The organism is Actinomycetospora sp. NBRC 106375, from assembly GCF_030269665.1.
GTDB lineage: Bacteria > Actinomycetota > Actinomycetes > Mycobacteriales > Pseudonocardiaceae > Actinomycetospora.
On record NZ_BSTS01000009.1, the window covers coordinates 88,306 to 113,982 of the forward strand.

Below are 25,677 nucleotides of genomic sequence, written 5' to 3' on the forward strand. Positions count from 1 at the left end.
TTTCGGCAGGGCCCCGCCTACCTTCAGGGACGTGGAGCTGCGCCGGCGCGTGCGGGCGGCCGTCGACGGGTTCGGCACGCGCCGCGAGGTCGCGCACGCGATCGGGCTCGACGAGACCAAGCTGTCGAAGGCCCTCGCGGGGCGCCGCCGGTTCACGCCCGGCGAGCTCGCCGCGATCGCGGAGACCACCGGCGTGCCGCTCGGCTGGCTCGCCCGCGGTGACCCGGACGGCCGGGCGCCGGTGACGGCCACGCCCGCCCCGTCGCTGCGCGAGGACGCCACCCCCGACCCCGACGGCGCCCGCAAGCGCATCCTCGACGCCGCGTGGACCCTCATCGCCACGGCGGGCTACCACCGGGTCCGCGTCGCCGACGTGGCCGAGCGGGCGGGCACCAGCAGCGCCGCGGTCCACTACCACTTCCCGGGACGCGAGGCCCTGCTCGGCGAGGCCCTGCGCCACAACGTGGAGCTGGCGTTCGCGCGCCAGTCCGCCGCGCTGGGCTCCGTCGCCGACCCGCACGCGCGCCTCGTCGCCCTGCTCGACCTGCAGATGCCCGAGGGGCCCGTCCTCGAGCCCGAGTGGTCGATCTGGATGCAGGTCTGGGTGGAGGCGGTGCTCGACGCGGGCCGCCGCGAGCTGTACGCCCAGGCGCAGGACCGGTGGTTCCGGACGGTCCTGATGACGCTGCGCGACGGTGTCGAGGCCGGGGTCTTCCGCGTCGACATGGACGTCGAGCTGCGCGCCCGCCAGCTGACCGCGCTGGTCGACGGCCTCGGGGTGGGTGTCATGACCCGTGCGTCCCGCGCCGCCGACATGCGCGCGGCCCTCCACGACCTCATCGCGCACACGATCCTGCGGGAGGACGCGCCATGCCCCGAGCCATGAACCGCCAGGTGGTCATCACGGCGGCGCTGACCGGTGCCGCCGACAGCCCCGGGAAGAGCCCGTACGTCCCGGTCACCCCGGCCCAGATCGCCGACGACGCGATCGCCGCCGCCCGGGCCGGCGCGGCCGTCGTCCACGTGCACGTCCGCCACCCCGAGACGGGCATCCGGTCCCGCGACGTCGCCCTCTACCGCGAGGCGGTCCGCCTCATCCGGGCCGCCGACGTCGACGTCGTCCTCAACCTCACCGCGGGGATGGGCGGCGACCTCGTGATCGACGAGGAGGACCCGCTCAAGCCGGTCGACGGCACCGACCTCGTCAACGCGCTGGACCGCCTCCCGCACGTCGAGGAGCTCCGGCCCGAGATCGCGACGCTGGACTGCGGCTCCTACAACTTCGGCGACGGCAGCGCCCTCTACGTGTCCACCACCGACATGCTGCGCGTCGGCGCGCGGCGCTTCCAGGAGCTCGGCGTGAAGCCCGAGCTGGAGATCTTCGACACCGGGCAGCTGTGGTTCGCGAAGGTCATGCACGACGAGGGGCTCATCGACCGGCCCGCGCTGATGCAGCTGTGCATGGGCGTGCCGTACGGCGCGCCGGCCGATCCCGGTCTGCTCCAGGCGATGGTGAACCTGCTGCCCGAGGACGCGCAGTTCACGTCCTTCGCTCTCGGCCGCGACCAGCTGCCGTGGGTGGCGCAGTCGGTGCTGCACGGCGGGCACGCCCGGGTGGGGCTCGAGGACAACCTCTACCTCGCGCGCGGGGTGAAGGCGACGAACGCCCAGCTGGTCGACCGCGCGGTGACGATCGTGGAGTCGCTCGGGGCCCGGGTGGCGTCGCCGGCGGAGGCTCGCGAGATCTTCGGGCTGGGCGCCCGGTGACCCGTCACGTCACCTGCATCGGGGCCGGCGTCATCGGGGGCGGGTGGGCCGCGCACTTCCTCTCCCGGGGCTTCGACGTCGTCGCCTGGGACCCGGCGCCGGACGCAGGGGCACGGCTGCGGCGCACCGTCGACGCCGCCTGGCCCGCCCTGACCGAGCTGGGACTCGACGAGGGCGCCGACCGGTCGCGGCTGCGGGTGGCCGCGTCGCTGGGCGAGGCCTGCGCGGACGCCGTCTTCGTCCAGGAGAGCGCGCCCGAGGACCTCGACCTCAAGCGCGGCCTGCTCGCCGAGATCGTCGTGGCGACGACGGACGACGCCGTGATCGCGTCGTCGACCTCGGGCTTCCCGATGGGCGAGATGGCGACGGAGGCCCCCGACCCGTCGCGCCTCGTCGTCGGGCACCCCTTCAACCCGCCGTACCTCATCCCGCTCGTCGAGGTGGTCGGCGGACCCTCGACCGATCCTGCGGTGACGCGGCGGGCCGCCGGGTTCTACCGGGCGACCGGCAAGACGGTGATCGAGATGGACCGGGAGGTCCCCGGGTTCGTCGCCAACCGGCTGCAGGAGGCGCTCTGGCGGGAGGCGCTGCACATGGTGGCGAACGGGGACGCGACGGTCGAGCAGATCGACGCCGCGATCACCGAGGGCCCGGGGCTGCGCTGGCCGGTGCACGGCCCGTGCCTGACCTTCCACCTCGCCGGCGGCGAGGGCGGGATGGCGCACATGCTCGACCACTTCGGGCCGTCCCTGCGCTCGCCGTGGACCCGGCTGGAGGCGCCGGAGCTGACCGGGTCGTTGCGCGACGCCATGGTCGCGGGGACGGCGAGCGGGCACGACTACGCCGCCCTGGTCGCCGAGCGGGACCGCGCGGTGATCGCGATCCGCCGCGCCGTGGAGCAGGCCCGACGTCCCTGAACCGTCAGGTCGTGGTGCTCTGCTCGACGGCCGTGTCCTCGGGTCGACCCGCCTGCTCCAGACGACGCAGACGGGCACCGACGACGCCCAGGCAGATCCCGGCGGCGACCGCGAGGGCGACCGGGTACCAGAGCGCCGGTCTCGACGGGTCGTCGACGGCGTCGGCCCAGGTCCACCCGACCAGCGCGATGACCAGCAGCATCGCGGCCATGAGCCAGCGCCGCAGCGAGGGGATCGCGGTGTGGTCCATGGCCTCAGGGTGACGGGCGCGACCGATCTTCGCCACGCGGCAGAGAGAGGACACCCTCGACCGTGTGGGGCAGGTCGGGCTCGAACCGACGACCTGACGGATTATGAGTCCGCTGCTCTGACCAGCTGAGCTACTGCCCCCTCGGCGGCGAAGCGTACGACACGCGGGGGGTGTCGCCCGGGCTCGGCCGGGCCTGTGCCGAGCAAGATCTGGAACTGGTGAGCGGATGCTCCGCTCAGCGGAGCGGACGCTCACCAGTCCGAGATCTTGCTCGAGATCGCATGGATCCGGCGGGCCGGCGGCTGCGTCGAAGCCCGTGTGAGCACCGATGCGGGGCGCGGGGCGTTCCGGGCCTTGATCCGCCGCCAGCACGGCGTCGTGAGCCTCGAGCAGGCGAGGGCTGCCGGCTACACGCGCCAGGCCATCGCCCGCAAGGTCGAGGCGAAGGCCTGGTTCCCGGCCGGCCCGCGGACATACCAGGTGGGCGAGCACGTCGAGACGCCCACGTCGCGGGCGATCGCGGCCCTCCTGTCGCTCGGCCCCGACGCGACGCTCGTCGGGACGTCGGCCGCGTGGTGGTGGGGCTTCCGGGACACCCCGCCGTCGCGGCACCAGGTCGCCGTCCCCCGGGACCGCCGACCCCGCCCCCGGGAGGACCTCGACATCGCACTGAGGACCGTCGACCCCGCCGACCGCACCCGGGTCGCCGGCGCCAACGTGACCGTCCGGGCACGAACGGTGCTCGATGCCGTCGTGGTGCTCGGTCTCGACGACGGCGCGCGGGTCGCCGACCGGGCCCTCCAGAAGGGCTCGCTGAGCATCGAGATGCTGCGGGCAGCGCACACGCGGACATGCGGGCGACGCGGCGCACCCCTCGGCGCCGAGCTGATCGCGCTCGCGGACGGCGGCGCCCGGTCGTGGGCCGAGCGGGAGCTGCACGCGGGGCTGCGCGGAGCCGGGTTCCCCAGGTGGACCGCCAACACCGGGATCGTCCTGCCCGGCTTCGGGCGAGCGGTCGGTGACGTGGTGTTCGACGAGGAGAAGGTGATCGTCGAGGTCGACGGCTGGGCCTACCACCGGGACCTGCGGGCCTTCCTCCTCGACGGGCCCCGGCAGTCCGCGCTGGTCGCCGCCGGCTGGGTGGTCCTGCGGACCCACTGGTACGAGCTGCGCGCCGGCCCCGGAACCTTCCTGGCCCGCCTCCGCGCGACGCTCGCGGCAAGATCTGGAATTGGTGAGCAATCGCTCCGCTGAGCGGAGCATCCGCTCACCAGTTCCAGATCTTGCCCGCCGAAACCCGCCGGCACATGACGATCACGTGAACCGCCGTGACCTCGCCGTGACAGGACCGAGATCCACCTGAGGGCAGCATGAGAAGTCCTTGACATGCGTGTTCGTTGCACAGGGCCACTCGGGCGACACGACGCCCCGTGATGATCGCGTTACCGACTGCCCGAATGGGCCGTTCTGACTTGAATCGGGCGTCGATCGCCCGCGAAGGTTCGGCCGTTCGGGTCATCCGGACCTGAACAGTCAGCAGTCCTGATCGGGAAGGACCCTTCATGAAGAAGAGCACCATGCGTGTCGCGCTCGCCGCCGTCGCCGCACCCGCGGCCATCACGGCGTTCGCCGCCCCGGCCGCCAACGCCGTCGAGCTCGCGCCCTACGCGCACCAGCTCGACCACGACGTGGCGGACACCGAGGCCGAGGTCGGCGCGGTCGTCGACGACCTGGGCCTCGAGGCCGCCGAGTAAGCACGCAGGACCCGCACCAAAGCCGCTCCCCACAGCAGCTTCCGCGAAGGCCCGGGCCGGACCCGCTCCCCATCGGGGTCCGCCCGGGCCAACGTGGGCGTCCCCATCCCTTTCACACGGATCCCTGGACATCGAGGAGGTCGCCGACGACGCTGGGGGGACGTCAACTCCTGACCCTCGGAGGCCGCCATGCGCCTGGGACGTCGACTCTCCGCCGGTATCGCCGAGGACCCGCCAACGCCCGCCCCGGAGGACGCGGCGGACACGGGTGAGATCGCCATCCCGGCCCACGAGATCACCGCGGAGCGCCGTGAGCCGGCCGAGCAGCTGGTCGATCGGTAGGCACCGCCCCCGGGCGGAGGCGCCGCTCACCGGGTACAAGATCGCGTACCCGATGATCTCGGCCGACGCGCGCCGCGCCGGCTTCAACGGTGTCGCGCTGGGCCGGACGCAGGTCTACGGCGGCGTGGCCGACGCCGTGTGCATCCAGAGCCCGCGGCACCGGCCCCCGTCGTCGTGGTGCGACTGCGGGTTCTACTGCTTCCACGACCTCGACGACGCGCGCGACCTGGCCTGCGACCCGCAGTACCAGCACTGCGTGCTGCTCGAGATCGCCGCGTCGGGCCGGTTCGTGCGCTACGAGCTAGGGCTGCGCTACGCCCGGCAGACCATCCGGTCGGTCCGCCTGGGGCGCTGCGGCTGCGGGCGGGCGGCGACGGCGCTCGCCGACGGCGGGCCGGGCGTCGTGGGGTGGCGGCGGCTCCACCCGGTCTGCGGACTGTGCGCGGGGCCGCGCCCGGTCCTGACGCCCGAGGCGTTCGGGGTGCTGTGCGGGCACGTCCCGGTGCGCGGCGACGAGGCCGTGGACGACCCGGCGGCCGCGGTGTTCGCTCCGTTGGACGGGGTCGGGGGCGACGGCGACCTCGACGAGGGCACGCTCGTCCCGCTGCTGACCGCCGAGGTGGCGCTGCTGCAGGCACGGCTCGACCAGGTGCAGAGCCGCCTGGAGCAGCTGACCCACCGCTCGGAGTGATCCGGCATGCCTGCGGGCGGCCGGCTGGGGTAGTCAGGTGACGTGACCTCCCTCGAACTCGGCCCCCTGCTGCGCCACGTCGGCACCACGACGGCGACGATCTGGGTGGAGACGAGCGCGCGCTGCACCGTCGAGGTGCTCGGCAGCTCCGCGCCGACCTTCGAGGTGTGCGGCCAGCACTACGCGCTCGTCACCGTCGACGGGCTGCAGCCGGGTACGTGCCGGGCGTACGAGGTCCGACTCGACGGCGAGGTCGTCTGGCCCCTCGAGGGCGCCTCGACGCCGCCGAGCTACCTGCGGACCCGCCGCGAGGCAGGCGACGAGGAGCGGCTGCGGGTGGTCTTCGGGTCGTGCCGCTACCCCCCGACCGACGACCCGGAGCTCGAGGCCTCGCTGGGCATCGACGCCCTCGACGCGTTCGCCACCCGGCTCATGGACGAGGTCGCGGAGGCCGACGACCCGGCGGAGGTCCTCCCCGACACGGTCTGCCTGCTCGGCGACCAGGTCTACGCCGACGAGCTCACGCCGCGCACCGAGCGGTGGATCCGCTCGCGCCGCGACCCGGACTCCCCCGACGGGCCGGGCCTGGAGATCGCGGACTACGGCGAGTACGCGCACCTCTACAGCGAATCGTGGACCGACCGGGAGCTGCGCTGGCTGCTCTCGACCGTGCCGACCGCGATGATCTTCGACGACCACGACGTCCGCGACGACTGGAACACCTCGCAGACCTGGCGCGACCAGATGGCCGCCCAGCCGTGGTGGCCGCAGCGCATCCGGGCCGGCCTCGCGTCGTACTGGGTCTACCAGCACCTCGGCAACCTCGATCCGGAGACACGGAACGCCGACCCGCTCTACCGCAAGGTCCTCGAGGCCGACGGCGACGTGTACGACCTGCTCGCCGACTTCGCCGGCCGCGCGGACGCCGAGGTCGGCGAGCCCACCGGCGTGCGGTGGAGCTACCGGTGGGACCTCGGCCGGACGCGCCTGCTCATGATCGACTCACGGTGCGCCCGCGTGCTGAACGCGCAGGACCGCTTGATGATCAACGATCACTCGTTCGCCTGGATCGCGGAGAACGCGACGTCGGAGGGTGACGTCGACCACCTGCTGCTCGGGTCGTCGATCCCCTGGCTGATGCCGCCGGCGGTCAGCCACGTGCAGTCGCTCGACGAGCTGGCCGCGGCGAGGGGCAGCAAGCTCGCCGAGTCGGTGCGCCAGGCCGTCGACCTCGAGCACTGGCCGGCGTTCCGCACCTCGTTCGACCGGCTCGCCGACCTCGTCCGCGGGATCGCGTCCGGACCGTCGGCCCCGGCGACCGTCTGCGTGCTCTCCGGCGACGTCCACCACAGCTACGCCGCCGAGGCCCGCTACCCCTCCCCCACCCGGTCGCGGGTCTACCAGCTGACCTGCTCGCCGGTCCGCAACGGCGTCCCCTGGTTCATGGAGTACGTGTTCGCGCTGGGCTGGTGGCGCCGGCTCTCCGGGGTGCTGGGGCGCGTCGCGAAGGTCGCCGGTCTCGACGACCCGCCGCTGTCGTGGTCGACGGTCGGCGGCCCGTGGTTCGGCAACGCGGTGTCGACGCTCGAGGTCTCGGGGACGGACGCCCGCCTGCGCGTCGAGCGCTCCGGCGCGCGCGGCGGCCTCGAGGCGATCGCCGAACTGCCGCTGACCTGAGGCTCGTGGCCTGCGGGGTCTGTCAGCCTGGCATCCACGCCGGCGTCAGACATCAGAAAGCCACCCGCTCGATCCGGGTCGGGTCCGCGCGGAACCGTTCGGGGCGTCACTGCGTCGAACCCTGTGTCGCTGCCCGCCCGGGCGGCGGGGCCGTTCTACGGTCGGGGGTCGAGCAGTGGAGGGAGGCGCGCGTGCGGTTCGTGCACACCGCTGACTGGCAGCTCGGCATGACGCGCCGGATCCTCGGCGCCCGGCCACCCAAGGAGGCCGCCGGCGGGCTCACCGGCGAGGCCCAGGCGCGCTTCGCGCAGGCCCGCCTCGACGCCGTGGCCGAGCTGGGCCGCCTCGCCGACGAGCGGGACGCGGCGTTCGTGCTGGTGTGCGGCGACGTGTTCGAGTCGAACCTCGTCGGCCCCGACGTCGTCGCCCGCGCATGCGAGGCCCTGGGGTCCTTCCGCACGCCGGTGCTGCTGCTGCCGGGCAACCACGACCCCGCCGACGCCGCGTGCGTGCTGCGACGGCCCGATTTCGCGCGCCGCTGCCCCGCCCACGTGACGGTCCTCGACGCCCCCGGCGTGCACGAGGTCGCGCCCGGCGTCGAGGTCGTCGCCGCGCCGTGGCGCTCGAAGCACCCGCTCACCGACCTGGTCGGCGAGCAGCTCGCCGCCCTCGACCCCGCCCCGCCCGGCACGCTGCGGGTGCTGGCCGGGCACGGCGAGCTCGACGTGCTCGACCCGGACGACGACGAGCCGGCCCGCATCCGCCGCGACGGCGTGCTGGCGGCGCTCGCGGACGGGCGCGTGCACTACGTGGCGCTCGGCGACCGGCACTCGACGTGGACCGACGCCGTCGACGACCGCATCCGCCACGCGGGCACCCCGGAGGTCACCGACTTCGATGAGGTCGACCCGGGCAACGTCCTCGTCGTCGACCTCGACCGGCACGGGGCGCAGGTCGCGGTCGAGCCGGTCGGGCGCTGGCGGTTCCTGCGCCACGACGCGCGGCTCGACGCCGACGGCGATCTCGACGCGCTGGACGCCCGGCTCGCCGCGGTGCCCGACAAGGAGCGCACCGCGATCCGGCTCGCCCTCGTCGGCACGCTCTCGCTGCGCCAGCGTGGACGTCTCGACGACCTGCTCGCCGCGCACGCCCACGCCTTCGCCGCGGTGGAGATCCTCGAGCAGCACTCCGACCTGGCGACGGTGCCCGACGACGCCGACCTCGACGACCTCGACCTGCACGGCTTCGCCGCCGACGCGGCCGCCGAGCTGTTCGCGGCCGCCACCAGCGACGACGCCGAGGCGCGCGACGCCCTGCGCCTGCTCCACCGGCTGGTGGGGTCGCGATGAGGCTGCACCGCATCCGGCTGCGCGACTTCCGCGGCGTGCACGACCGCGAGGTCGCCCTCGCCGAGCACGGGGTCACCGTGCTGCAGGGCGACAACGAGGTCGGCAAGACGTCCACGCTCGCCGCGCTCGACCTGCTCTTCGACGCCGCCGACTCGTCGCGGCGCGCGGAGATCCGGGCCGCCCAGCCCGCCGGGGTCGACGCGGGCCCCGAGGTGGAGGCCGAGGTGTCCACCGGGCCCTACCGCTTCACCTACCGCAAGCGGTGGTTGCGCCGCCCGCGGACCGAGCTGCACGTCACCGCGCCCGCGCCGGAGCAGCTGACCGGCGCCGACGCGCATGCCCGCGTGTCGGCGATCCTCGACGAGACGATGGACCGCGTGCTGTGGCGCGGGCTGCGCGTCGAGCAGCACTCCGGCGTCGGGCAGGCGGACCTCGGCGGCCAGGACGCGCTCACGCGGGCCCTGGACCGCGCGGCATCCGGCCACGAGGCGGCGCGGCCCGACCCCACGGTCGACGACGGGCTCGTCGAGCGGGCGGTGGAGGAGCTGCGCCGCTACCGCACCCCGAGCGGCCGGGCGACCGGCGAGCTCCGGGCCGCCGAGGTGCGCCTCGCCGACGCGGAGGCCGAGCACGATCGCTGCCGCGCCGCGCTGGAGGCCACCGAACGCGACGTCGCCGCCCGCGACCGGCTCGACGCCGACCTCGGCACGGTCCGCGCGCGCCGGCGGGCGCAAGGCGACGAGGTCGCCGAGCTCGAGGACCGGTGGGCCGGGCTGCAGTCGCGGCTGCGCGAGGTCGAGGCCGCCGGCGACCAGGCGGTGCTCGCCCGCGAGCGGGCCGACGCGGCACGGGATCGGCGCGCGGCCCGCGACGCCCTGATCGCCGCGGTCGCCGCGGACGCCGACGCCGCGTCACGGGCGGCCGCGGCGCGCGACGCGCACGACGCCGAGCACACCACCGCCCGTGAGGACCGCGACCGGCGCCGCGCCGACGACACCGACGCCCGCGCCGAGGCCACCCGCGCACGGCACGCCGCCGACGCCGCCGACCGGGCCGTGTCCGCCGCCCGCGACCGCGCCGAGCTCCTCGACCTCGCCGAGCGGCTGCGCCGGGTCGGCGACGCCGCGTCCGGGCTGGCCGCGGCCGAGCGGGCGCAGGCCGCCGCGACGGTGGGTGCCGACGACCTCGCCGAGGTCGAGGACCTCGCCCGCGACCTGCTGCGCGCCGAGGCCGCCCGTGACGCCGCCGCCGCCCGCGTCGAGCTGACGGTGCCCGCCGACGGCGACGGACTGACCCTCGACGTCGACGGCGAGACGGTGACGCTCGCGGCGGGCGAGACGCGCACGCTGCCCGTCGCCGCCGTCCGCGCGGTGTCGCTGCCGGGTGTCCTCGCCGTCCGGGTCCGGCCCGGTCTCGACGACGCCGGTCGCGACGACGCCGTCCGTGAGGCCACCCGGGCGCTCGCCGGGGCGTGCGAGGACCTCGGGGTCGCCGACCTCGAGGCGGCCCGCGCCGCATGCCGCGCGGCCGAGGACGCGGCACGCCGGGCCGGCGAGCACCGCGCCGCGCTCGCCCGCGAGCTGGCGGGGCACGCCGACACCGCCGCCCTGCGCACCGCCCACGACGCGGTGCGCGACCGGCTCGAGGGCGTCGAGGCGACCACCGACGACGTCGCCGCCCTGCGCACCGCCGCCGGGACGGCCCGCGAGGAGGCCGGGACCGCCGCGCGGCGCGCCGACGAGGCCGACGCGGCGTGCCGGGCCGCGGAGGACGCGGTGCGCGAGTCCGAGACGCGCTCCGCCGTGCTCACCGAGCGCGCCGCTGACGCGCGGCACGCCCACGCGCGCCGCGCCGAGGAGCTGGCCGCCGCCCGGGTCGACGAGCCGGACGCCGCCCTCGCCGACGCCGAGTCGACGCGCCGCGACCGCGCCCGCGAGGCCGAGCGCGAGCACGAGACCCTCGCCGCCGCCCTCGCCGGCGACGACCCCGACACCGTCGAGGTCCTCGTCACCAACGCCCGCGCGGTCGCCGAACGGCTCACCGGCGAGGTCGCCCGTCTGGAGCGCGAGCACGCCGAGACCACCGGGCGCCTCCAGGCCGCGGGCGCCCAGGGCTGGCACGACCAGCTCGCCGCCGCAGCCACCGAGCTCGAGGCGGCGGGGCGGGCGCACGAGACCGTCGCGGCGCGCGCCGCGGCAGCGCGCCGCCTGCACGAGACCCTCGCCCGCCACCGCGAGCGGGTGCGGCGCTCCTACGTCGCCCCGTTCCGGGCGCAGGTCGAGCGGCTGGCGCGGATCGTGTTCGGGCCGACCCTGTCGCTGGAGATCGACGAGGATCTCCGCATCACCCACCGCACGCTCGACGGGACGACGGTGGCGTTCGGGGCACTGTCGAGCGGCGCCCAGGAGCAGCTCGGGCTGTGCGCGCGCCTCGCCTGCGCCGCGCTCGTCGACCCGGCCGACGGCGTGCCCGTGGTCATCGACGACGCCCTCGGGCACACCGATCCCGAGCGCCTCGCCCGCCTCGGCGCCGTGTTCACCGCGGCCACCGCGGCCCAGGGCGCCGCGCAGGTCGTCGTGCTGACCTGCACCCCCGAGCGCTACCACGGCATCGGCGCCGCCACCGTCGTCCCGCTCACCCCGTCCCGGCGCCCGGGCGCCGACAGCGCCGACGACCGGGACGACCACGCCGGCGACCGCGACGAGCCGGCACGCCCCATCGACCCCGCCCCGGCCACGGCGCCCGGCACCGTCGTCGACCTCCCCCGGGCCCCGCGCGCCGGCTGACGCGCGAGATCAGGAGCGCCTCATCCACGTCGCGCGGCCGGCGGAGGTGCACCACGCGCTCCTGATCGACGGCGGCCGGCTGGGCGCCACCACGGGCGCTCCCGACCCCCGCGAGCGACCCCCGCGAGGTCGCCTCGATGCTTCTGTTTCCGAAGCATCTCGGGGAACGAAGCCGACCGGCCGCCGCGCGCCACATCGCACAGAGATCAGGAGCGCCTCAACCCCCTCGCACGGCGGGACGACGTGCACCACGCGCTCCTGATCACGAGGACTCAGGCGCGACGCCCCCGCAGCACGCGCCGGAAGCGTTCCCAGCGCGACGGGGCCCGCGGAGCACCGGCCGCCGGCAGCCCGGACGGCGCCTCGACGCTCGCCGCGCGCCCCTCCCGCCACCCCTCGACGATCGCGTCGGCCCGCGGCATCGGGACCGCCACGCGCGGACCGTCCGGGAAGCGCATCCACTGCGCGACGCGCGCGGCGACCTCCGCGACCGCGGCGCGGACCTCCTGCTCCGTCTCCATCCCGGCGACGGTCCCGGGCAGGCGCTCGACCTCGCGGCGCAGCCGCAGCGGGGTCGGCAGGAGCACGTCGGTGGGCACGTTCTCCCGCTCGAGGTAGGAGCGCAGCCACCAGTTCTCGTCGTCAGCACGGTGCAGCCCACGCAGGGGGCGCCCGGCACCGCGCAGCCCGTCGAACTTGCCGTCCTCCTGGGCCTCGCGGATGCGCCGGTCGACGATCGACTCGTAGCTCTCCCACTGCCCGTCGCCCCGCATGGTGCTCCCAGGCTACGAAGCGCGGGCCGGAAGGGCGATCGCAGTGATCACCAGACCGTCGCGCACGATCCAGCGGCCGTCGAACGCGGTCACCTCGACACCGTCGACGACCGGCCCCGGGACGCGCAGCGAGGCACGGAACGTGCCGTCCGCCGCGGGACGCAGGTCGGCGTCCTCGAACCCCAGCCAGCGTGCGGTCAGCGGGAACCACGCCTTGTAGACGCTTTCCTTGGCGCTGAACAGGATCTTGTCCCACCGGATGTCGGGTGCGCCTCGGGACAGGGACGACAGCAGCGAGCGCTCCCCCGCGTCGGACACCGCCTCGAGCACGCCGTCGGGCAGGGCGGCGTGGGGCTCGGCGTCGAGGCCCACGGTGCGCACCGTGTCGCTCCAGGCCACCGCCGCCGCGCGGAAGCCCGCGCAGTGGGTGATCGCCCCGACGACGCCGTCGGGCCACACGGGCGCGCGTCGTTCCCCGACCGGGATCCCGATCGCCGGCGCCCCCAGCCGGGCGAGCGCGTCGCGGGCGCAGGCGCGGGCCGTGGTGAACTCCGCCCGGCGGGTGTCGACGGCGCGCGCGACCGCCGCCTCCTCCTCCGGCGCGAGCGCGGCCGCGGGGTCGTCGTCGGTGCGCGCCGCGGTGACGACGGCGGCGGGCAGGACGGCGCCGAGGGCCGCGACGTCGGTGGTCACGACCGCGCCCACGACGCACGCTGCTCGGCGGCCCAGACCGTGAAGGGATCGGGGCCGTCGGCGCCCGCGCCGGGCAGGATCTCGCGCAGCGCGCCGCGGACGAGACCGTGGCGCTGCCACTCGCGCGGGTAGCCGACCGACACCTCCTCGCAGCGCACCCCGTCCTGGACCGTCGTGCGCGGGATGTGCAGGTGGCCGTAGACGACGACGGCGGCGTCGTGGCGCATGTGCCAGTCGGCCGTCGCGGTCGTGCCGCACCACAGGGAGAACTCCGGGTACCGCAGGATGCGGGTCGGGTCCGGGGTCAACGGCCAGTGGTTCACCAGCACGGTCGGCATCCCGGCCGGGCGCTCGGCGAGGCGCGCCTCGGTGCGGGCCAGACGGTCGGCGCACCAGGCGGCGGGCCCGGCGAACGGGTCGCTCGACATGAGGATCTCGTCGGTGCAGACCACCCCGGCCTCACGCGCGGCGTCGAGCGCCTGCTCGTCGGTCCACTCGGCCGGGATCGACGGCGGCCGCACGCTGTAGTCGTAGAGCACGAACAGCGGACACACGAGCGCCGGCCCGCCTGCCCCCTCCCACAGCGGCCACGGGTCCTCGGGGGTCACGACGCCGAGATCGCGCGCCGCCGCGACGAGGTGGTCGTAGCGCGCGGGGCCGACGAGCTCGACCTCGTCGCCCGGCGGGGTCCACAGCTCGTGGTTGCCCGGCACCCAGATCACGCGGGCGAACCGGTCGGCGAGGACCCCCAGCGCCCACGTGACGGTCGCGACGCGGTCACCGACATCGCCGGCGACGATCAGCCAGTCGTCGGGGTGGGTGGGACGCAGCTCCCGGACCAGGTCCTCGTTCTCCGACCGGTTCACGTGCAGGTCGCTCGTGGCCAGCAGGCGCGGGCCGCCGCTCATGGGTCCTCCCTGTCTCCTCGGGCTCACGGTACGGATCCCGCGGTGACCGGCGCGCCGGCCGTGACACGTCTCCCTCCAGATGTCCGTGTCGGACCCCTTTGGCACCATGGGCCCGTGCCGCCCCGCCACCGCACATCGCTGCCGATCCCGGCGCGGGTCCGGTCGGTGATGGCGGAGGGCGACTACGACCGCGCCGGGCTCCTCGACGGCCTCGCGGGCGACGAACGGCGCACGCGGGTGTCGGTGCTGGAGTCGCTGGCCGCCGACGGTGTCGACATCGACGCCATGCGCGACGCGATCGCGCGCGACCGCCTGGGGCTGCTGCTGCTCGAGCGGACGCTGCGCCCCGAGGACGGGCACTCGCTCACCGACGTCTGCCAGCTGGCCGAGGTCGACGTCGAGGTCGCGCGGCGCTGGTTCCAGGCCCTCGGCCGCCCGATCGCCCCGGACCCCGAGGAGCCGATCTACACCGACGAGGACGTCGAGATCGCCCAGCGGATCCACCGCTACCGCAGCCTCGGCTTCTCCGACGAGGAGATGATGCCGGTCGTCCGGGCGATCGGGCGCGGCGTGCTCAACATCGCCGACGCGCTGGGCGGGCTGCTCGGGGAGGCGCTGCTGCGCCCCGGCGAGCCCGAGCCGGAGATGGCCCTGCGCTACGCCACCGAGGCGCGCCGGATCGTCGAGGAGGACTCGCTGCACCTGGTGCACCTCGTCGCGGCCGGGCTGGCGGACCGCATCCGCTCGCACGCGCTCGCGGTCGAGGAGTCGAGCGCCGGGCGGCTGCAGGGCGCCCAGGACGTGACGGTGTGCTTCGCCGACCTCGTCGGCTTCACCGACCTCGGGGAGAGCGTGTCGGCGGTCGAGCTCAGCGAGGTCGCCGAGATGCTCTCGGCCACCGCCACCGAGGTCTCGTCGTGGCCCGTGCGGCTGGCCAAGACCATCGGCGACGCGGTCATGCTCGTGTCCCCCGACCCGACCGCGCTGGTCCGGGCGGCGGTCGCGCTGGTCGAGGCGTGGTCGGGTGCCGAGGACGGCCGCCCGGCGCTGCGCGTCGGCATCGCCAAGGGCATCGGCGTGCCGCACGCCGGCGACTGGTTCGGCCCGCCGGTCAACCTCGCCAGCCGTGTCACCGAGACCGCCCGCCCCGGACAGGTCACCGTCACCGCCGCGGTGCACGACGCGGTGGTGGCGGTCGCCGGAGACGACGCCCCGCTGCGGTTCCGCACCGCTGCGCCGCGCAAGTTCAAGGGTGTCCGCGGTGCGCAGCGCCTGTACCGGGTGCAGCGTCGCCCGACCGTGTCCCGCGGCAACGGCACACCTCTCGATCGAGTGGATGAGGCGCACGAGCCGATTCGCGACTAGGCCATCTGGCGTACTTCTCCCTCCGAGCGTCGGGACCGCCCGGCGTCGGACAAGGAGAGTTCACCGTGGAAACGACGACGAAGAGGCGCCTGGGCGCCATCGGCGGTGGCATCGCCCTGGCCTGCGTGGCGGGCTCGCGCTCGCCGCCTGGCTCTCGAGCGGCGCCGGCACGGCCGAGGGCAGCTCGACCACCGCCATCAACTCGACGATCACGCCGCAGAACGGCGCCACCGGGCTCGACCCGGGGGCGACCGTCAACGCCACCGTCACGGTCAACAACCCGAACTCCTACCCCGTGGTCGTCGCCTCGATCTCGCCGGGCAGCTCGGACGCCACCGCCGGCAACTGTCCCGCGGGCACCGTCACGACAGCCGGTCTGACCAACCCGCCCGGGACCATCGCCCCGAACGGCACGCAGACCTACACCCTCCAGGCCAAGATGGCGGCCGACCCCGCCAACTCCTGCCAGGGCCAGAGCTTCTCCCTGCCGCTGACCGCGAGCCTGGCCTCCGCGGCCGGCTGAGCGGGTGTCCCCACGTCACGGCCGCTGGAGGTCGCAACGCCGGCTCTCGTGGCGGTGGTGGGTGCGCCGGCTGCCGGCGGTCGGGGTGACCGGTGTCGTCGTCGCCGTGCTGCTCGGCGCCGGGCTCGCGTCCGCGGCCTGGCTGTCGAGCGGCGGCGGTACCGCGACGTCGCGGGCGGGGCAGGCCCAGGCCCCGACGACCACGACGGTCGCGGGGTCCGCGATCACCGCGAACCTGCTCTACCCCGGGTCCAGCGGCGACGTGAAGGTCACCGTCAACAACCCCAACACCTACCCCGTCACGGTCACGTCGGTCAGCCCCAACGGCTCACCGACGGCGGCCGGCGGGAGCGGGACGTGCGCGACGACCGGCGTGACCCTCACGACCGCCTCGCCGGGCACCGCGATCCCCGCGAACGGTTCGACGACGCTGACGCTCGCGGGCGCGGCGTCGATGACGAGCGCCTCGGAGACCGGGTGTCAGAACGCGACCTTCACCATCCCCGTCACCGTCGCCATCACCAGCGCGTGAGACGTCCGGGGACCGCGGTCGTCGCGGCCGTCGTCGTCACGCTGCTGCTCGCGGGCAGCGGTGTGGCGACGGCGGCGTGGCGGTCGTCGAACGCGGGCAAGGCGACCGGGAAGGCGGGCAGCCTCGGCGCGCCGACCGTCACGATCGGTGCGATCACCTGCACCACGAGCGGGCTGACCACGACCGCGACGGCGAACGTGAGCTGGACATCCGTCACCGGTGCATCCCAGTACTACGTCGAATCGGGCCGCCTCCTGAACCTCGCCCAGGGCGAGAAGAAGACGGTGAACGGGACGTCGACGACGTTCACCACCACGACGCTCCTGATCGACATGTACGTGCGCGTCACGGCGCGTGCGGGGAACTGGAGCGGGACGCCCAGCGCGACCGTGAACAAGGCGGTGCTCTGCCCGTAAGTCTCGCGATGATGGTGGGCCGGGGCCCGCTCCCCAGCTGCCTGATCCGGCCCACCACCACGCGGACGGTGCCCCCGGGCACCGGAGGCCGGGTCGCGTCACCGGCTCGGGGCCCACGGTGCCGTGTGCCACACCCGCCGCACCAGGGATCCACGCCGAGGTTCACTCGACACGGTCACGGGTTCACTCGACCTGGGGAACGACGCGACCCGGTCAACCAGGGACCACCGGAAAGAGAAAACCCCAGGTCACGCGCGGTGACCCGGGGTCTCGGCTCCTCCGACTGGACTCGAACCAGTAACCCTTCGGTTAACAGCCGAATGCTCTGCCGATTGAGCTACGGAGGACCGTCACGCCCGACCCGATCTCGCCGTCGGACGGAAGTCACGTTACCGCACGGGGTCCGCGGTCCCGCCGCACGGGTGGGGCAGGATGGACGGAACCGAGACGTCGGCGAGGAGACCGCATGAAGTTGATCCCGTTCCTGCTGGGTGCCGGTGTCGGGTACGTGCTCGGCGCCCGCGCCGGTCGTGAGCGCTACGAGCAGATCGCCCGTGCCTACCGCCAGGTGGCCGACCACCCGAGCGTCCAGGGCGCCGCCGGCGTCGCCCGGGCGAAGGCCGGCGAGGCCGTGCAGACCGGTGTGTCGATGGCCCGCGAGAAGGTCGCGCCGACCGGCGGTCCGTCGGAGGCGTCGGGCACGCCGGGCGCTCCCGGTCGCGCGACGACCAACGGCTCCGATCACTGAGCGGAGAGCACCGCGAACACCCGGCGGAACCCGAACCAGGTGACGCCCGAGCGGTCGGGGGGATAGGCCTCCCGCAGCCGCGGGACGAGGTCGGCGCGCAGCGACGCCCAGCCGGCGTCGTCCAGCACGTCCCGGACCCGTCGCAGCGTCGTGCCCGCGAGCCAGTCGCCCACGGGGTCGTCGCCGGTCAGCGGGTGCAGGTAGGTCGTCTCCCAGCAGTCGACGACGCCATCGGGGCGCGCAGCGGCGAGCAGGCGGGCGTACTCCTCGGGGGTGCCGACCCCGTACGCGGGCAGGCCCCCGGCGACGCGCTCCACCCAGGCGGGTGACGCCAGCAGGTCGCGCGCGATCCGGTGGGACGGCGACTGCTCCGCGCCCGGCACCTGGAACGCCAGCCAGCCGCCGGCCGGGAGCGCCGAGGCCCACCGCGCGACCAGCTCGCGGTGCTCGGGCACCCAGTGCAGCACGGCGTTGGTGACCACGACGTCGGTCTCGGGGCCCGGGTGGAAGTCCCGCACGTCGGCGAGCTCGGCGTCGACCCCGGCCGCCCGCGCCGCGGCCACCACCTCCGGCGAGGAGTCCGAGGCGCGGACCCGCGCACCGGGCCACCGGGCGGCGAGGACCGCGGTGAGGTGGCCGGGCCCGCAGCCGAGGTCGACGACCTCGCGCGGCGCGGGCGCGCCCACGCGGGCGACGAGGTCGAGGAACGGGCGGGCGCGGTGGTCGTCGTGACGCCGGTAGAGCTCCGGGTCCCACGTGACGCTCATCCCCGCGCCTCGCCGATGGTCCGGCTCCGCTCCGCTTCGCGTCCGGCCTGGAGCCTCTCCCCCACCCCGGCCGCGACGGACCGCACCGCGTCGAGATCGGTGCCGGGGTCGGGGCGCACGTGCAGCACGATCCCGGCGCCCGGTGCCCGGCGCTGGACGAACCAGGCACCGCCGTCGGCGACCTCGTGGTGCTGGCTGTCCTTCACCGCGGCGGTGACGCGCCGGTGCACCGTCTCGGGGAGCTTGCCCGGGTCGGTCAGCGGCACCCGGCGCGGCGGGAGGTCGGCGAGCAGGACCACGCCCCCGTCGAGCTCCTCCGCCTCCTGCGCCTCGATCACCTCGAGCGCGCCGCCGGCCCACGTCGCCTTCGTGACCAGGTGCCAGGCGATGCGCACCGCGGCCTCGCCCGAGGCGGCGGGCGGCAGCCAGAGCCCGAGGTCGGTGGCGAGGACGATCGACCCACGCGGGCCGCGGCCGTCGGCGATCACGCGCTCGCCCTCGTCGAGCGTGCCGGTGAAGCCCTCCGGCATGGGCTCGCGGCCGGTGAGCATCGCGCCGAGGCGGTCGAGCACCCCGCTCACAGCGAGACCGCCCCGGTCGCCTGGTCGCGCAGCGCCTTCTTGTACTGCTCGAGCGCGACGAGGTCGCCGTAGAGCTCGTGGTACTCGTCGGCGTTCTGGATCGGCGAGAGCCGCTGGAGCCGTGACTTGATCTCCGAGACCTGGCGCTCGACCAGCGTGCCCTGCAGCGCGCTCATCATCGAGGTGATGTAGCGGTGCTCGTCGGTCTCGCGGGTCTGCAGCGGCTCGACGGCCAGCTCGTGGACCAGCGGCCGGTAGCCGCTCGCGAGCTCCTCGCCGACCGCGGCGATCCACGCCGAGCCCGACCACCCCGCCGACGTGCCGCCCGCGCCGAGCACGGCCCGGTGGACCGCGAGGTAGGCGTCGTTGGAGAAGGCGTCCTCGGGCAGCGAGTCGTACACCGGGCCGGCGAGCGCGGGCGCCTGCAGCGCGGCCTTGAGCACCTCGCGCTGCACCCGCAGCCGCGGGTCGTCGCGGGCGGGGAACGTGGGGCCCTCACCGGCGGGACGGCCGTTCTGCCCGGTCGGGGCGCGGCGCTGCTGGGCGCGCCGGGCCGGGGCCTCGGTCGGGGCGCCCGCGGTCTCCCGCACGCGGCGCACGACCTGCGCCTCGTCGGTCCAGCCGACCCATCCCGCGAGCCGGCGGGCGTACCCGTCGCGCAGATCCTCGCGGCGGATACGGGCCACCTCGGGGACGGCGCGCTGCAGCGCCGCCACCTGGCCCTCGACGGTGCCGAGGTCGTGCTCGTCGAGGATCGCGCGGATGATGAACGTGAACAGCGGCGCCCGCTGGGCCACGAGGTCGCGCAGCGCGATCTCGCCGCGGGCCTGGCGCAGGTCGCAGGGGTCCATGTCGTCGGGCGCGACGGCGATGTAGGTCTGGGTGGCGAACTGCTGGTCGCCCTCGAACGCCTTGCGCGCGGCCGACTGGCCGGCGGCGTCACCGTCGAAGACGTAGATGACCTCGCCGCGGTCGAACGAGTCGTCCATGAGCAGCCGGCGCAGCACCGCGACGTGGTCGTCGCCGAACGCCGTGCCGCAACTGGCGACCGCGGTGTGCACGCCGGCGAGGTGCATGGCCATGACGTCGGTGTAGCCCTCGACGATCACCGCCTGCCGGCTCTTGGCGATCTCCCGCTTGGCCTTGTCCAGGCCGAACAGGACCTTGGACTTGTGGTAGACGGGCGTCTCGGGGGTGTTGAGGTACTTCGCCTCGATCCGGTCGTCGTCGAACAGCCGCCGCGCGCCGAAGCCGACGACGTCGCCGCCGAGATCGCGGATCGGCCAGAGCAGCCGGCGGTGGAAGCGGTCCATGTACCCGCGCTGCCCCTGCCGCGACAGGCCCGCCTTCTCCAGCTCCTCGAGCGTGTAGCCCTGGGCGACCAGGTGCTTGGTCAGCTTGTCCCACCCGCTGGGCGCGAACCCGCACCCGAAGTCCTCGGCGGCCGCCTGGTCGAACCCGCGCTCGGCGAGGAACTCCCGCGCCTTCTGCGCCTCCCCCGGCGCCCGCAACTGCTCGGCGTAGAACTCCGCGGCCAGCTTGTTCGCCGCCAGCAGCCGCGCGCGCGTCCCGCGGTCCTTCTGGACGCTCGACCCGCCACCCTCGTAGGTCAGGCGGTAGCCGATGCGGTCGGCGAGCTTCTCCACGGCCTCGACGAAGCCCAGCTGCTCGATCTTCATGAGGAAGTCGATGACGCTGCCGCCCTCGCCGCAGCCGAAGCAGTGGAAGGTGCCGTGCGTCGGCCGGACGTTGAACGACGGCGTCTTCTCGTCGTGGAACGGGCAGAGGCCCTTCACCGAGCTGGCACTCGCCCGGCGCAGGGCGACGTACTCGCCGATCACCTCGTCCACCCGGTTGCGATCGCGGACCTCCGCGATGTCCGCGTCCCGGATGCGCCCCGCCATGACCGTCAGTCTAGGACGCCGCCGGCGCGCGCCGGTCCGGCCCGCACGATGTCGCGGACAGCCCCCCGGGTGTCGGGGACGCGTCTGCGCAGGCGCCGCGTGGGCGCATGGTGGCAGCGAGGGCGTCCCTCGCTGCCACCCACGCACTCAGGGCGTCCCTCGCCCCCGCGAGGTGTGGAGTCGCCGGTCGGCACGATGGCGTCCCTCGCTGCGTCCTACGCAGCCAGGGCGTCCTTCGCTCCACGCGGTATGGGTCTCGGGAAGTTCGAGCCGCATCGCTCGGTTGCTCCACCGGCACCGCAGCGAGGACGAGGAGGACATGCCATGCAGCTCGACCTGTCCGGGCGGACCGCGCTGGTCACCGGCTCGACCGGCGGCATCGGGCGCGCCATCGCCGCGGATCTCGCCGGCGCCGGCGCCCGCGTCGTCGTCAACGGGCGCGACCAGGGGCGCGTCGACGAGGCCGCGGCCGGGATCCGCGCGGAGACCGGCGGCGAGGTCGTCGGCGTGGCCGCCGACGTCGCGACGGCCGAGGGCGCCGACGCGCTCGCCGCGGCCGAGCCCGACGTCGACGTGCTGGTCAACAACCTCGGGATCTTCGGCCCGCAGCCGGCCCTGGAGATCGCCGACGACGACTGGCGGCGCTACTTCGAGGTCAACGTGCTCTCCGCCGCCCGCCTGATCCGGACCTACCTGCCGGGCATGACCTCCCGGGGCTGGGGCCGCGTCCTCGACGTGGCCAGCGACTCCGCGGTCGTCATCCCCGCCGAGATGATCCACTACGGGATGTCGAAGACGGCCCTGCTCGCGGTCTCCCGCGGCTTCGCGAAGGAGGCCGCGGGCACCGGCGTCACCGTCAACTCCGTGATCGCCGGCCCGACCCACACCGGTGGGGTCGAGGGCTTCGTGCGGGAGCTGGTCGGCGACGAGCTCCCGTGGGACGAGGCGCAGCGTCAGTTCATGATCTCCTACCGCCCGCAGTCACTGCTGCAGCGCCTCATCGAGCCCGAGGAGATCGCGCACCTCGTGACGTATCTGGCGTCACCGCTGGCCTCGGCCACCACGGGGGCCGCCGTGCGCGTCGACGGCGGCTACGTGGACTCGATCATCCCTTAGCCGCGCGCCGCGTCAGCCCGTGAACGCCGCCCGGTCGACGACGGCGCGGTCGATCTCGCCGTCCGCGACGTAGTGCCCGTCGCCGTCGATCGCGCTGACGTCGAACGTCAGCCGGTCGCCCTCGGTGGTCAGTGAGGCGTACACGTCGACGGTGCCGCCCACCGGGGTGGGCCGGCGGTGCCGGACGCGGATCGCGGCGCCGACCGTCGTCTGCCCCGGCTCCAGGGTCGTGGCCGCCTCGGCCACGGTCGCCGCCTCGAGCCAGGCGATCAGCCGGGGCGTGGCCAGGACGGGCACGTCCCCGGTGCTCAGCGCGACCGCGGTGTCGTCGTCGGTGACCTCGTACCTCATCCCGCCGATCGTAGGTCGTCCGCGGGGCGCGGTGCGGGCGCCGGGGCGTCGTCGACCGACCGCGGCAGCAGCAGCACGAGCAGCCCGCCCACGAGCAGCACGGCGCCGAACGGGTACAGGCTCGACGCCGTCGACCCGGTGAGGTCGGAGAGCCAGCCGACGAGCGAGGTGGCGACGGCGCCGCCGATGTTGCCGATCGAGTTGACCAGGGCGATGCCCGCCGCGGCCCCGGCGCCGGAGAGCAGCGCCGACGGGATGCTCCAGAACGCCGCCTGGGCGGTGGAGACCCCGGCCGCGACCAGCACCATGGCGCCCACCGCGAGCGCGGTGCTCTGCAGGAACACCGCCGTGAGCACGAGGCCGAGCGCCGTGACCAGACACGGGATCACGGTGTGCCAGCGGCGTTCGCCGGTGCGGTCACCGTGCGCCGACCAGGCGATCATCACCACGACCGCGACGACCTAGGGGACGGCGGTCAAGAGGCCGATCGTGAACGTGTCGGAGACACCGCTGCCCTTGATGATCGTCGGCAGCCAGAAGCTGACCAGGTAGATGCCCAGCGCGATCGTGAAGTAGATGCCGCACAGCAGCCACACCCGCCCGCTGGTCATCGCCGCGCGGATGCTGCCGTGACCCTCCACGCGGGTGGACTCCTCGGCGGGCGAGGTCCGCCCGGACGACCGCCTTCTCCTCGTCGGCGAGCCACCGGGCGGCGTCGACGGAGTTGTCGAGGAACTTCAGCAGACCCAGGACGAGCGACGGGACGGCCTCGACGAGGAACATCCACTGCCAGCCGCCGAGCCCCCCGACGTGTAGCCGACGAAGAAGATGCCGGCGCCGATCCCGTAGACGGTGTCGGAGAACGCCAGGTCGTCCTGCAGCTGCAGTTTCGCGAACCCGACGTTCACGCGGTCCAGATAGGCCGCGGCGTAGCAGATGAACAGGAACGGCACGAGCCGGCGCGTGATCTTCGAATAGACCGCGTCGGGGGCAGGCGTTGGCATGGCGGTTCTCCCGGTGCGCTCCGCGCATGTCAGCAGTTCGGCTCGCTATGGCGAGCCGAACTGCTCACATGACCGAAGGTCACATGGTGGGCGCGTCGGCGTTGCTCGGTGTCGACTTCTGCGACGTGATGTCGTGGAAGTTCCGCGTGATGTACTCGGCGCTCCGGCAGGCGAGCGCGCCGATCGTGGACGTCGGGTTCACCGCGCCACCCGTGGTCAGGGTGCTGCCGTCGACCACGAACAGGTTCGGCAGGTCCCACGTCTGGCACCACTTGTTGAGCACCGAGTCGTCCGGGGTGTTCCCCATCCGGCAGGTCCCCATGAGGTGCCAGGCCGGCGGCGGGTAGAGCACGCCGGTGTCGTTGGTCTCGGTGGCCCCGACCGCACGCGTCGCTTCGAAGATCTTGTCGATCCCGTACTTCGCGAGCGCGATGTCGTTCGGGTGCAGCTCGTAGTTCACGTGCGCGGCCGGCAGGCCCGACGAGTCCTTCACCTCGGGGTCGAGCGTGACGGCGTTCGACTCCACCGGCAGGTCCTCGCCGAACATGAACACCATGAGGTGGTTGGCGAAGTGCCCGTCGAAGAAGTCGCGGTGCTTCTCGCCCCACGGCGCGGTGTACCCGGTGTGGGTCCCCATCGCGGCGTAGGCCGGCCCGAACGACCGCGCCACCTGCATGCCGAAACCGTTGACGAATCCCCGGCTCATGTCGGTGTGGTAGAACTCGTGCGAGTACAGGGGCGCCCCGAACGACCCCTTGAACCCCTCGACCGGTTCGTCGAACCACGAGTCGCAGAACGCGAAGACGTGGTGCATCAGGTACTTCCCGACGATGCCGTTGGAGTTCGCGAGACCGTTCGGGAAATCCTTCTGCGCGCTCTGCAGCAGCAGCCGCGGCGACCCGATCCCGTTGGCGGCGAGGATCACGATCTTCGCACGGACCTCGTGGCGCTCGCCGGTGGTGCGGTCGATGTAGGTCGCGCCGGTGGCCTTGCCGTTCTCCGCGTTGATCGTCTCGACGCGGGCCATGGTGCGCAGATCCGCGCCGTACCGGATGGCGTAGGGCCAGTGCGCGTTGGCCGGAGTCGACAGCGAGCCCGTCGGGCTGCCCGAGAGCTCGTTGCCCATGGCCTGGTCGGCCTCGCGGTTCTCGCGCGGGACGGTGATGACCGCGTTGTCCGACGGCCACCAGTGCCAGCCCAGGTCCCGGGAGGCCTTCGCGTACTTCAGGCCCAGCTTGCCGGGCAGCACCTCGGGGTCGCGGACGGCCTGCTTGCGGTCCGGGTACGACGGGTCGCCGATGCGTCCGGAGATGCCGTAGATCTCGTCGTTCTCGTCGTAGAACGGGGCGAGGTCCTCGTAGGAGATCGGCCAGTCGATCGTGCCCTCGAGGCCGTGCTCGGTGCCCTTGCGGAAGTCGACGGGCTTGTAGCGCGGCCAGTGGCCGGCGTAGTGGACCGTCGAGCCGCCCACGTTGTTCATCATGTACGGCGTCGTGGTGCCGGTGACCGGATAGTCCTCCGGCAGCTGGCGGACGTTCGGGTCGTACGCCCAGCCGCGCTGCTTCTCCAGCTCCCACTCGTCGTGGTAGTGCGGGTGGTCGGTCGGCTTGACCCAGGGGCCCTGCTCCAGGCAGATGACCTTCATGCCGGCCTTGGCGAGCTTGAGCGCGTTGCCCGCCCCGCCGGGGCCCGCCCCGATGATCAGGACGTCGGTCTCCTCGTACGTAGCCATCGTGCGCTCCTCACTTCGTCCAGGACAGCTGGGACAGGTCGACGCGGACGACCTCGTCGGTCTCGAGGTACGAGCCGTTCTCCTGCGCCTGCGTCAGGAGCTCCTCGTCCCAGGGCTCCGTGGTCTGCAGGTAGCCGTAGGGCAGCGGCGGGCCGTGGTAGTCGCGGCCGGCCGGGAGGTTGCGGTTGATCGCCTGGGTCACGACCGGGCGCGAGTAGTAGCCGTAGTAGACGAGCGCCCGCAGTTGCTCGAACAGCGGGTCCTCCGCCTTCTCCAGGGCGGCGATCGCGTCGGCGCGCCCGTTGCCGTCGGCGTCCACGAAGGACTGCCCGAGCCGGTCGAGGCCGGCCTTGAACTCGTCCTCGGTCGCGAACGGGAAGTGCTTGTTCTTGTAGCCGCTCGGCGTCGTGTAGCGCCCGACGAACGTCACGAGGTCGAGCTCGCTCGCCGTCGGCCAGTCCGGGTGCGGCGGGATGATCGTGTCGGCGGCCGCGTTGATCACGGCGGCCTGGGCGTCGCTGAACCGGATCGGGTTCTGCAGCCCGCCCAGGCGCGGCCGGCCGGTCTCGAAGTATCCGCCCGCCTCTCCCGGCGTGGCCGTGGTCTCCGGGGCGCCGAACGGTGCCGGCTTCTCTCCCAGTGCGTCGTTCACGAGGATCTCCCCTCTGCGTTGAAAGGTTCGTGCGTGTGGGGTGACGTGAGCAGTTGGCGCCTCCATCAGGGCGCCGACT

Annotated in this window: 29 protein-coding genes and 2 tRNA genes; 16 read left to right on the forward strand and 15 right to left on the reverse strand. The window is 74.3% G+C overall.

All coding sequences use genetic code 11. The features are described 5' to 3' along the window. Window positions 1-31: 31 nt before the first annotated feature. Genes QSK03_RS16365 through QSK03_RS16375 form a run of 3 tightly spaced genes read left to right on the forward strand, consistent with a single transcriptional unit; the run spans window position 32 to window position 2,684 of the window. A complete protein-coding gene (locus QSK03_RS16365; RefSeq protein WP_285653988.1) occupies window positions 32-886 on the forward strand; it encodes a TetR/AcrR family transcriptional regulator in 855 nt (284 codons plus the stop codon). After that, entirely contained in the window at window positions 883-1,767 is an 885-nt protein-coding gene (locus tag QSK03_RS16370; protein WP_285654365.1) for a beta-keto acid cleavage family enzyme, read from the forward strand. The genes QSK03_RS16365 and QSK03_RS16370 overlap by 4 nt, the downstream gene beginning before the upstream one ends. Then, complete coding sequence (locus QSK03_RS16375; protein ID WP_285653989.1) at window positions 1,764-2,684, forward strand: 3-hydroxyacyl-CoA dehydrogenase NAD-binding domain-containing protein; 921 nt, start codon at window positions 1,764-1,766, stop codon at window positions 2,682-2,684. Before QSK03_RS16370 ends, QSK03_RS16375 begins: the two co-directional genes overlap by 4 nt. 4 nt (window positions 2,685-2,688) lie before the next feature. Here QSK03_RS16375 and QSK03_RS16380 read toward each other — a convergent pair whose 3' ends face one another. Further along, window positions 2,689-2,934 carry a hypothetical protein gene (locus tag QSK03_RS16380; protein ID WP_285653991.1) on the reverse strand — a complete coding sequence of 82 codons (246 nt, stop codon included), beginning with the start codon at window positions 2,932-2,934 and terminating at the stop codon, window positions 2,689-2,691. 65 nt (window positions 2,935-2,999) lie between these two features. Further along, window positions 3,000-3,074: transfer RNA gene (locus tag QSK03_RS16385), tRNA-Ile, on the reverse strand. A gap of 178 nt (window positions 3,075-3,252) precedes the next feature. Here QSK03_RS16385 and QSK03_RS16390 point away from each other — a divergent pair. The 7 genes from QSK03_RS16390 (at window position 3,253) to QSK03_RS16420 (ending at window position 11,533) form a co-directional block, all read left to right on the forward strand. Continuing rightward, window positions 3,253-4,188 carry a type IV toxin-antitoxin system AbiEi family antitoxin gene (locus QSK03_RS16390; protein ID WP_285653993.1) on the forward strand — a complete coding sequence of 312 codons (936 nt, stop codon included), beginning with the start codon at window positions 3,253-3,255 and terminating at the stop codon, window positions 4,186-4,188. A gap of 308 nt (window positions 4,189-4,496) precedes the next feature. Then, window positions 4,497-4,688, forward strand: coding sequence for a hypothetical protein (locus tag QSK03_RS16395; RefSeq protein ID WP_285653995.1), 192 nt, complete (start codon window positions 4,497-4,499; stop codon window positions 4,686-4,688). A 189-nt stretch (window positions 4,689-4,877) separates the two neighbouring features. Then, window positions 4,878-5,030, forward strand: a complete 153-nt coding sequence (locus QSK03_RS16400; RefSeq protein ID WP_285653997.1) for a hypothetical protein — start codon at window positions 4,878-4,880, stop codon at window positions 5,028-5,030. Beyond that, complete coding sequence (locus QSK03_RS16405) at window positions 4,999-5,721, forward strand: hypothetical protein (protein WP_285653999.1); 723 nt, start codon at window positions 4,999-5,001, stop codon at window positions 5,719-5,721. The genes QSK03_RS16400 and QSK03_RS16405 overlap by 32 nt, the downstream gene beginning before the upstream one ends. Window positions 5,722-5,763: 42 nt before the next feature. Beyond that, window positions 5,764-7,398, forward strand: a complete 1,635-nt coding sequence (locus QSK03_RS16410; RefSeq protein WP_285654001.1) for an alkaline phosphatase D family protein — start codon at window positions 5,764-5,766, stop codon at window positions 7,396-7,398. A 191-nt stretch (window positions 7,399-7,589) separates the two neighbouring features. After that, entirely contained in the window at window positions 7,590-8,747 is a 1,158-nt protein-coding gene (locus tag QSK03_RS16415) for a metallophosphoesterase family protein (protein ID WP_285654002.1), read from the forward strand. After that, window positions 8,744-11,533: an AAA family ATPase gene (locus QSK03_RS16420; RefSeq protein ID WP_285654004.1), complete on the forward strand. Its 2,790-nt coding sequence runs from the start codon at window positions 8,744-8,746 to the stop codon at window positions 11,531-11,533. The genes QSK03_RS16415 and QSK03_RS16420 overlap by 4 nt, the downstream gene beginning before the upstream one ends. A 272-nt stretch (window positions 11,534-11,805) precedes the next feature. Here the strand turns inward: QSK03_RS16420 and QSK03_RS16425 are convergent, their stop codons facing one another. From QSK03_RS16425 to QSK03_RS16435, 3 genes are read right to left on the reverse strand one after another with little or no spacing between them, the layout of a single operon-like run. Then, window positions 11,806-12,306, reverse strand: a complete 501-nt coding sequence (locus QSK03_RS16425; RefSeq protein ID WP_285654006.1) for a DnaJ family domain-containing protein — start codon at window positions 12,304-12,306, stop codon at window positions 11,806-11,808. Window positions 12,307-12,318: 12 nt separating this feature from the next. After that, window positions 12,319-13,011, reverse strand: a complete 693-nt coding sequence (locus QSK03_RS16430) for a 4'-phosphopantetheinyl transferase family protein (protein WP_285654008.1) — start codon at window positions 13,009-13,011, stop codon at window positions 12,319-12,321. Next, on the reverse strand, window positions 12,996-13,907 hold the full coding sequence (locus QSK03_RS16435; RefSeq protein ID WP_285654010.1) for a metallophosphoesterase family protein: 912 nt from the start codon (window positions 13,905-13,907) through the stop codon (window positions 12,996-12,998). The genes QSK03_RS16430 and QSK03_RS16435 overlap by 16 nt, the downstream gene beginning before the upstream one ends. A 114-nt stretch (window positions 13,908-14,021) precedes the next feature. Here QSK03_RS16435 and QSK03_RS16440 point away from each other — a divergent pair, with 114 nt between their 5' ends. The 4 genes from QSK03_RS16440 (at window position 14,022) to QSK03_RS16455 (ending at window position 16,743) form a co-directional block, all read left to right on the forward strand. Beyond that, window positions 14,022-15,272, forward strand: coding sequence for an adenylate/guanylate cyclase domain-containing protein (locus QSK03_RS16440; RefSeq protein WP_285654012.1), 1,251 nt, complete (start codon window positions 14,022-14,024; stop codon window positions 15,270-15,272). Next, on the forward strand, window positions 15,244-15,795 hold the full coding sequence (locus QSK03_RS16445; RefSeq protein WP_285654014.1) for an LEA/WHy family protein: 552 nt from the start codon (window positions 15,244-15,246) through the stop codon (window positions 15,793-15,795). The genes QSK03_RS16440 and QSK03_RS16445 overlap by 29 nt, the downstream gene beginning before the upstream one ends. 61 nt (window positions 15,796-15,856) lie before the next feature. Beyond that, window positions 15,857-16,327: a hypothetical protein gene (locus QSK03_RS16450; protein WP_285654016.1), complete on the forward strand. Its 471-nt coding sequence runs from the start codon at window positions 15,857-15,859 to the stop codon at window positions 16,325-16,327. Continuing rightward, complete coding sequence (locus QSK03_RS16455) at window positions 16,324-16,743, forward strand: hypothetical protein (RefSeq protein ID WP_285654018.1); 420 nt, start codon at window positions 16,324-16,326, stop codon at window positions 16,741-16,743. The genes QSK03_RS16450 and QSK03_RS16455 overlap by 4 nt, the downstream gene beginning before the upstream one ends. 274 nt (window positions 16,744-17,017) lie before the next feature. Here the strand turns inward: QSK03_RS16455 and QSK03_RS16460 are convergent. After that, a tRNA-Asn gene (locus QSK03_RS16460) sits at window positions 17,018-17,090 on the reverse strand. 119 nt (window positions 17,091-17,209) lie between these two features. On the opposite strand from QSK03_RS16460, the gene QSK03_RS16465 reads away from it, so the two are divergent. Then, window positions 17,210-17,491, forward strand: coding sequence for a hypothetical protein (locus QSK03_RS16465; RefSeq protein ID WP_285654020.1), 282 nt, complete (start codon window positions 17,210-17,212; stop codon window positions 17,489-17,491). On the opposite strand, the gene QSK03_RS16470 is transcribed toward QSK03_RS16465, so the two are convergent. From QSK03_RS16470 to dnaG, 3 genes are read right to left on the reverse strand one after another with little or no spacing between them, the layout of a single operon-like run. After that, window positions 17,485-18,258 carry a trans-aconitate 2-methyltransferase gene (locus QSK03_RS16470; protein ID WP_285654022.1) on the reverse strand — a complete coding sequence of 258 codons (774 nt, stop codon included), beginning with the start codon at window positions 18,256-18,258 and terminating at the stop codon, window positions 17,485-17,487. The genes QSK03_RS16465 and QSK03_RS16470 overlap by 7 nt on opposite strands. Further along, window positions 18,255-18,839, reverse strand: a complete 585-nt coding sequence (locus QSK03_RS16475; protein ID WP_285654024.1) for a hypothetical protein — start codon at window positions 18,837-18,839, stop codon at window positions 18,255-18,257. Before QSK03_RS16475 ends, QSK03_RS16470 begins: the two co-directional genes overlap by 4 nt. Beyond that, on the reverse strand, window positions 18,836-20,743 hold the full coding sequence (gene dnaG / locus QSK03_RS16480; protein WP_285654026.1) for a DNA primase: 1,908 nt from the start codon (window positions 20,741-20,743) through the stop codon (window positions 18,836-18,838). Before dnaG ends, QSK03_RS16475 begins: the two co-directional genes overlap by 4 nt. 324 nt (window positions 20,744-21,067) lie before the next feature. On the opposite strand from dnaG, the gene QSK03_RS16485 reads away from it, so the two are divergent. Further along, complete coding sequence (locus tag QSK03_RS16485; protein ID WP_285654028.1) at window positions 21,068-21,859, forward strand: SDR family NAD(P)-dependent oxidoreductase; 792 nt, start codon at window positions 21,068-21,070, stop codon at window positions 21,857-21,859. 12 nt (window positions 21,860-21,871) lie between these two features. Here the strand turns inward: QSK03_RS16485 and QSK03_RS16490 are convergent, their stop codons facing one another. The 6 genes from QSK03_RS16490 to QSK03_RS16515 form a co-directional block, all read right to left on the reverse strand. Then, window positions 21,872-22,210 carry a thioesterase family protein gene (locus tag QSK03_RS16490; RefSeq protein WP_285654030.1) on the reverse strand — a complete coding sequence of 113 codons (339 nt, stop codon included), beginning with the start codon at window positions 22,208-22,210 and terminating at the stop codon, window positions 21,872-21,874. After that, window positions 22,207-22,659: an MFS transporter gene (locus tag QSK03_RS16495; protein WP_352232006.1), complete on the reverse strand. Its 453-nt coding sequence runs from the start codon at window positions 22,657-22,659 to the stop codon at window positions 22,207-22,209. Before QSK03_RS16495 ends, QSK03_RS16490 begins: the two co-directional genes overlap by 4 nt. Window positions 22,660-22,671: 12 nt before the next feature. Then, on the reverse strand, window positions 22,672-22,851 hold the full coding sequence (locus tag QSK03_RS16500) for a hypothetical protein (RefSeq protein WP_285654034.1): 180 nt from the start codon (window positions 22,849-22,851) through the stop codon (window positions 22,672-22,674). 96 nt (window positions 22,852-22,947) lie between these two features. Then, a complete protein-coding gene (locus QSK03_RS16505; protein ID WP_285654036.1) occupies window positions 22,948-23,214 on the reverse strand; it encodes a hypothetical protein in 267 nt (88 codons plus the stop codon). Between the two features lie 79 nt (window positions 23,215-23,293). After that, window positions 23,294-24,946 (reverse strand): GMC family oxidoreductase, encoded by a 1,653-nt coding sequence (locus tag QSK03_RS16510; protein WP_285654038.1) that lies wholly within the window; start codon window positions 24,944-24,946, stop codon window positions 23,294-23,296. A gap of 10 nt (window positions 24,947-24,956) precedes the next feature. After that, window positions 24,957-25,598 carry a gluconate 2-dehydrogenase subunit 3 family protein gene (locus QSK03_RS16515; RefSeq protein WP_285654040.1) on the reverse strand — a complete coding sequence of 214 codons (642 nt, stop codon included), beginning with the start codon at window positions 25,596-25,598 and terminating at the stop codon, window positions 24,957-24,959. Window positions 25,599-25,677 lie beyond the last annotated feature (79 nt).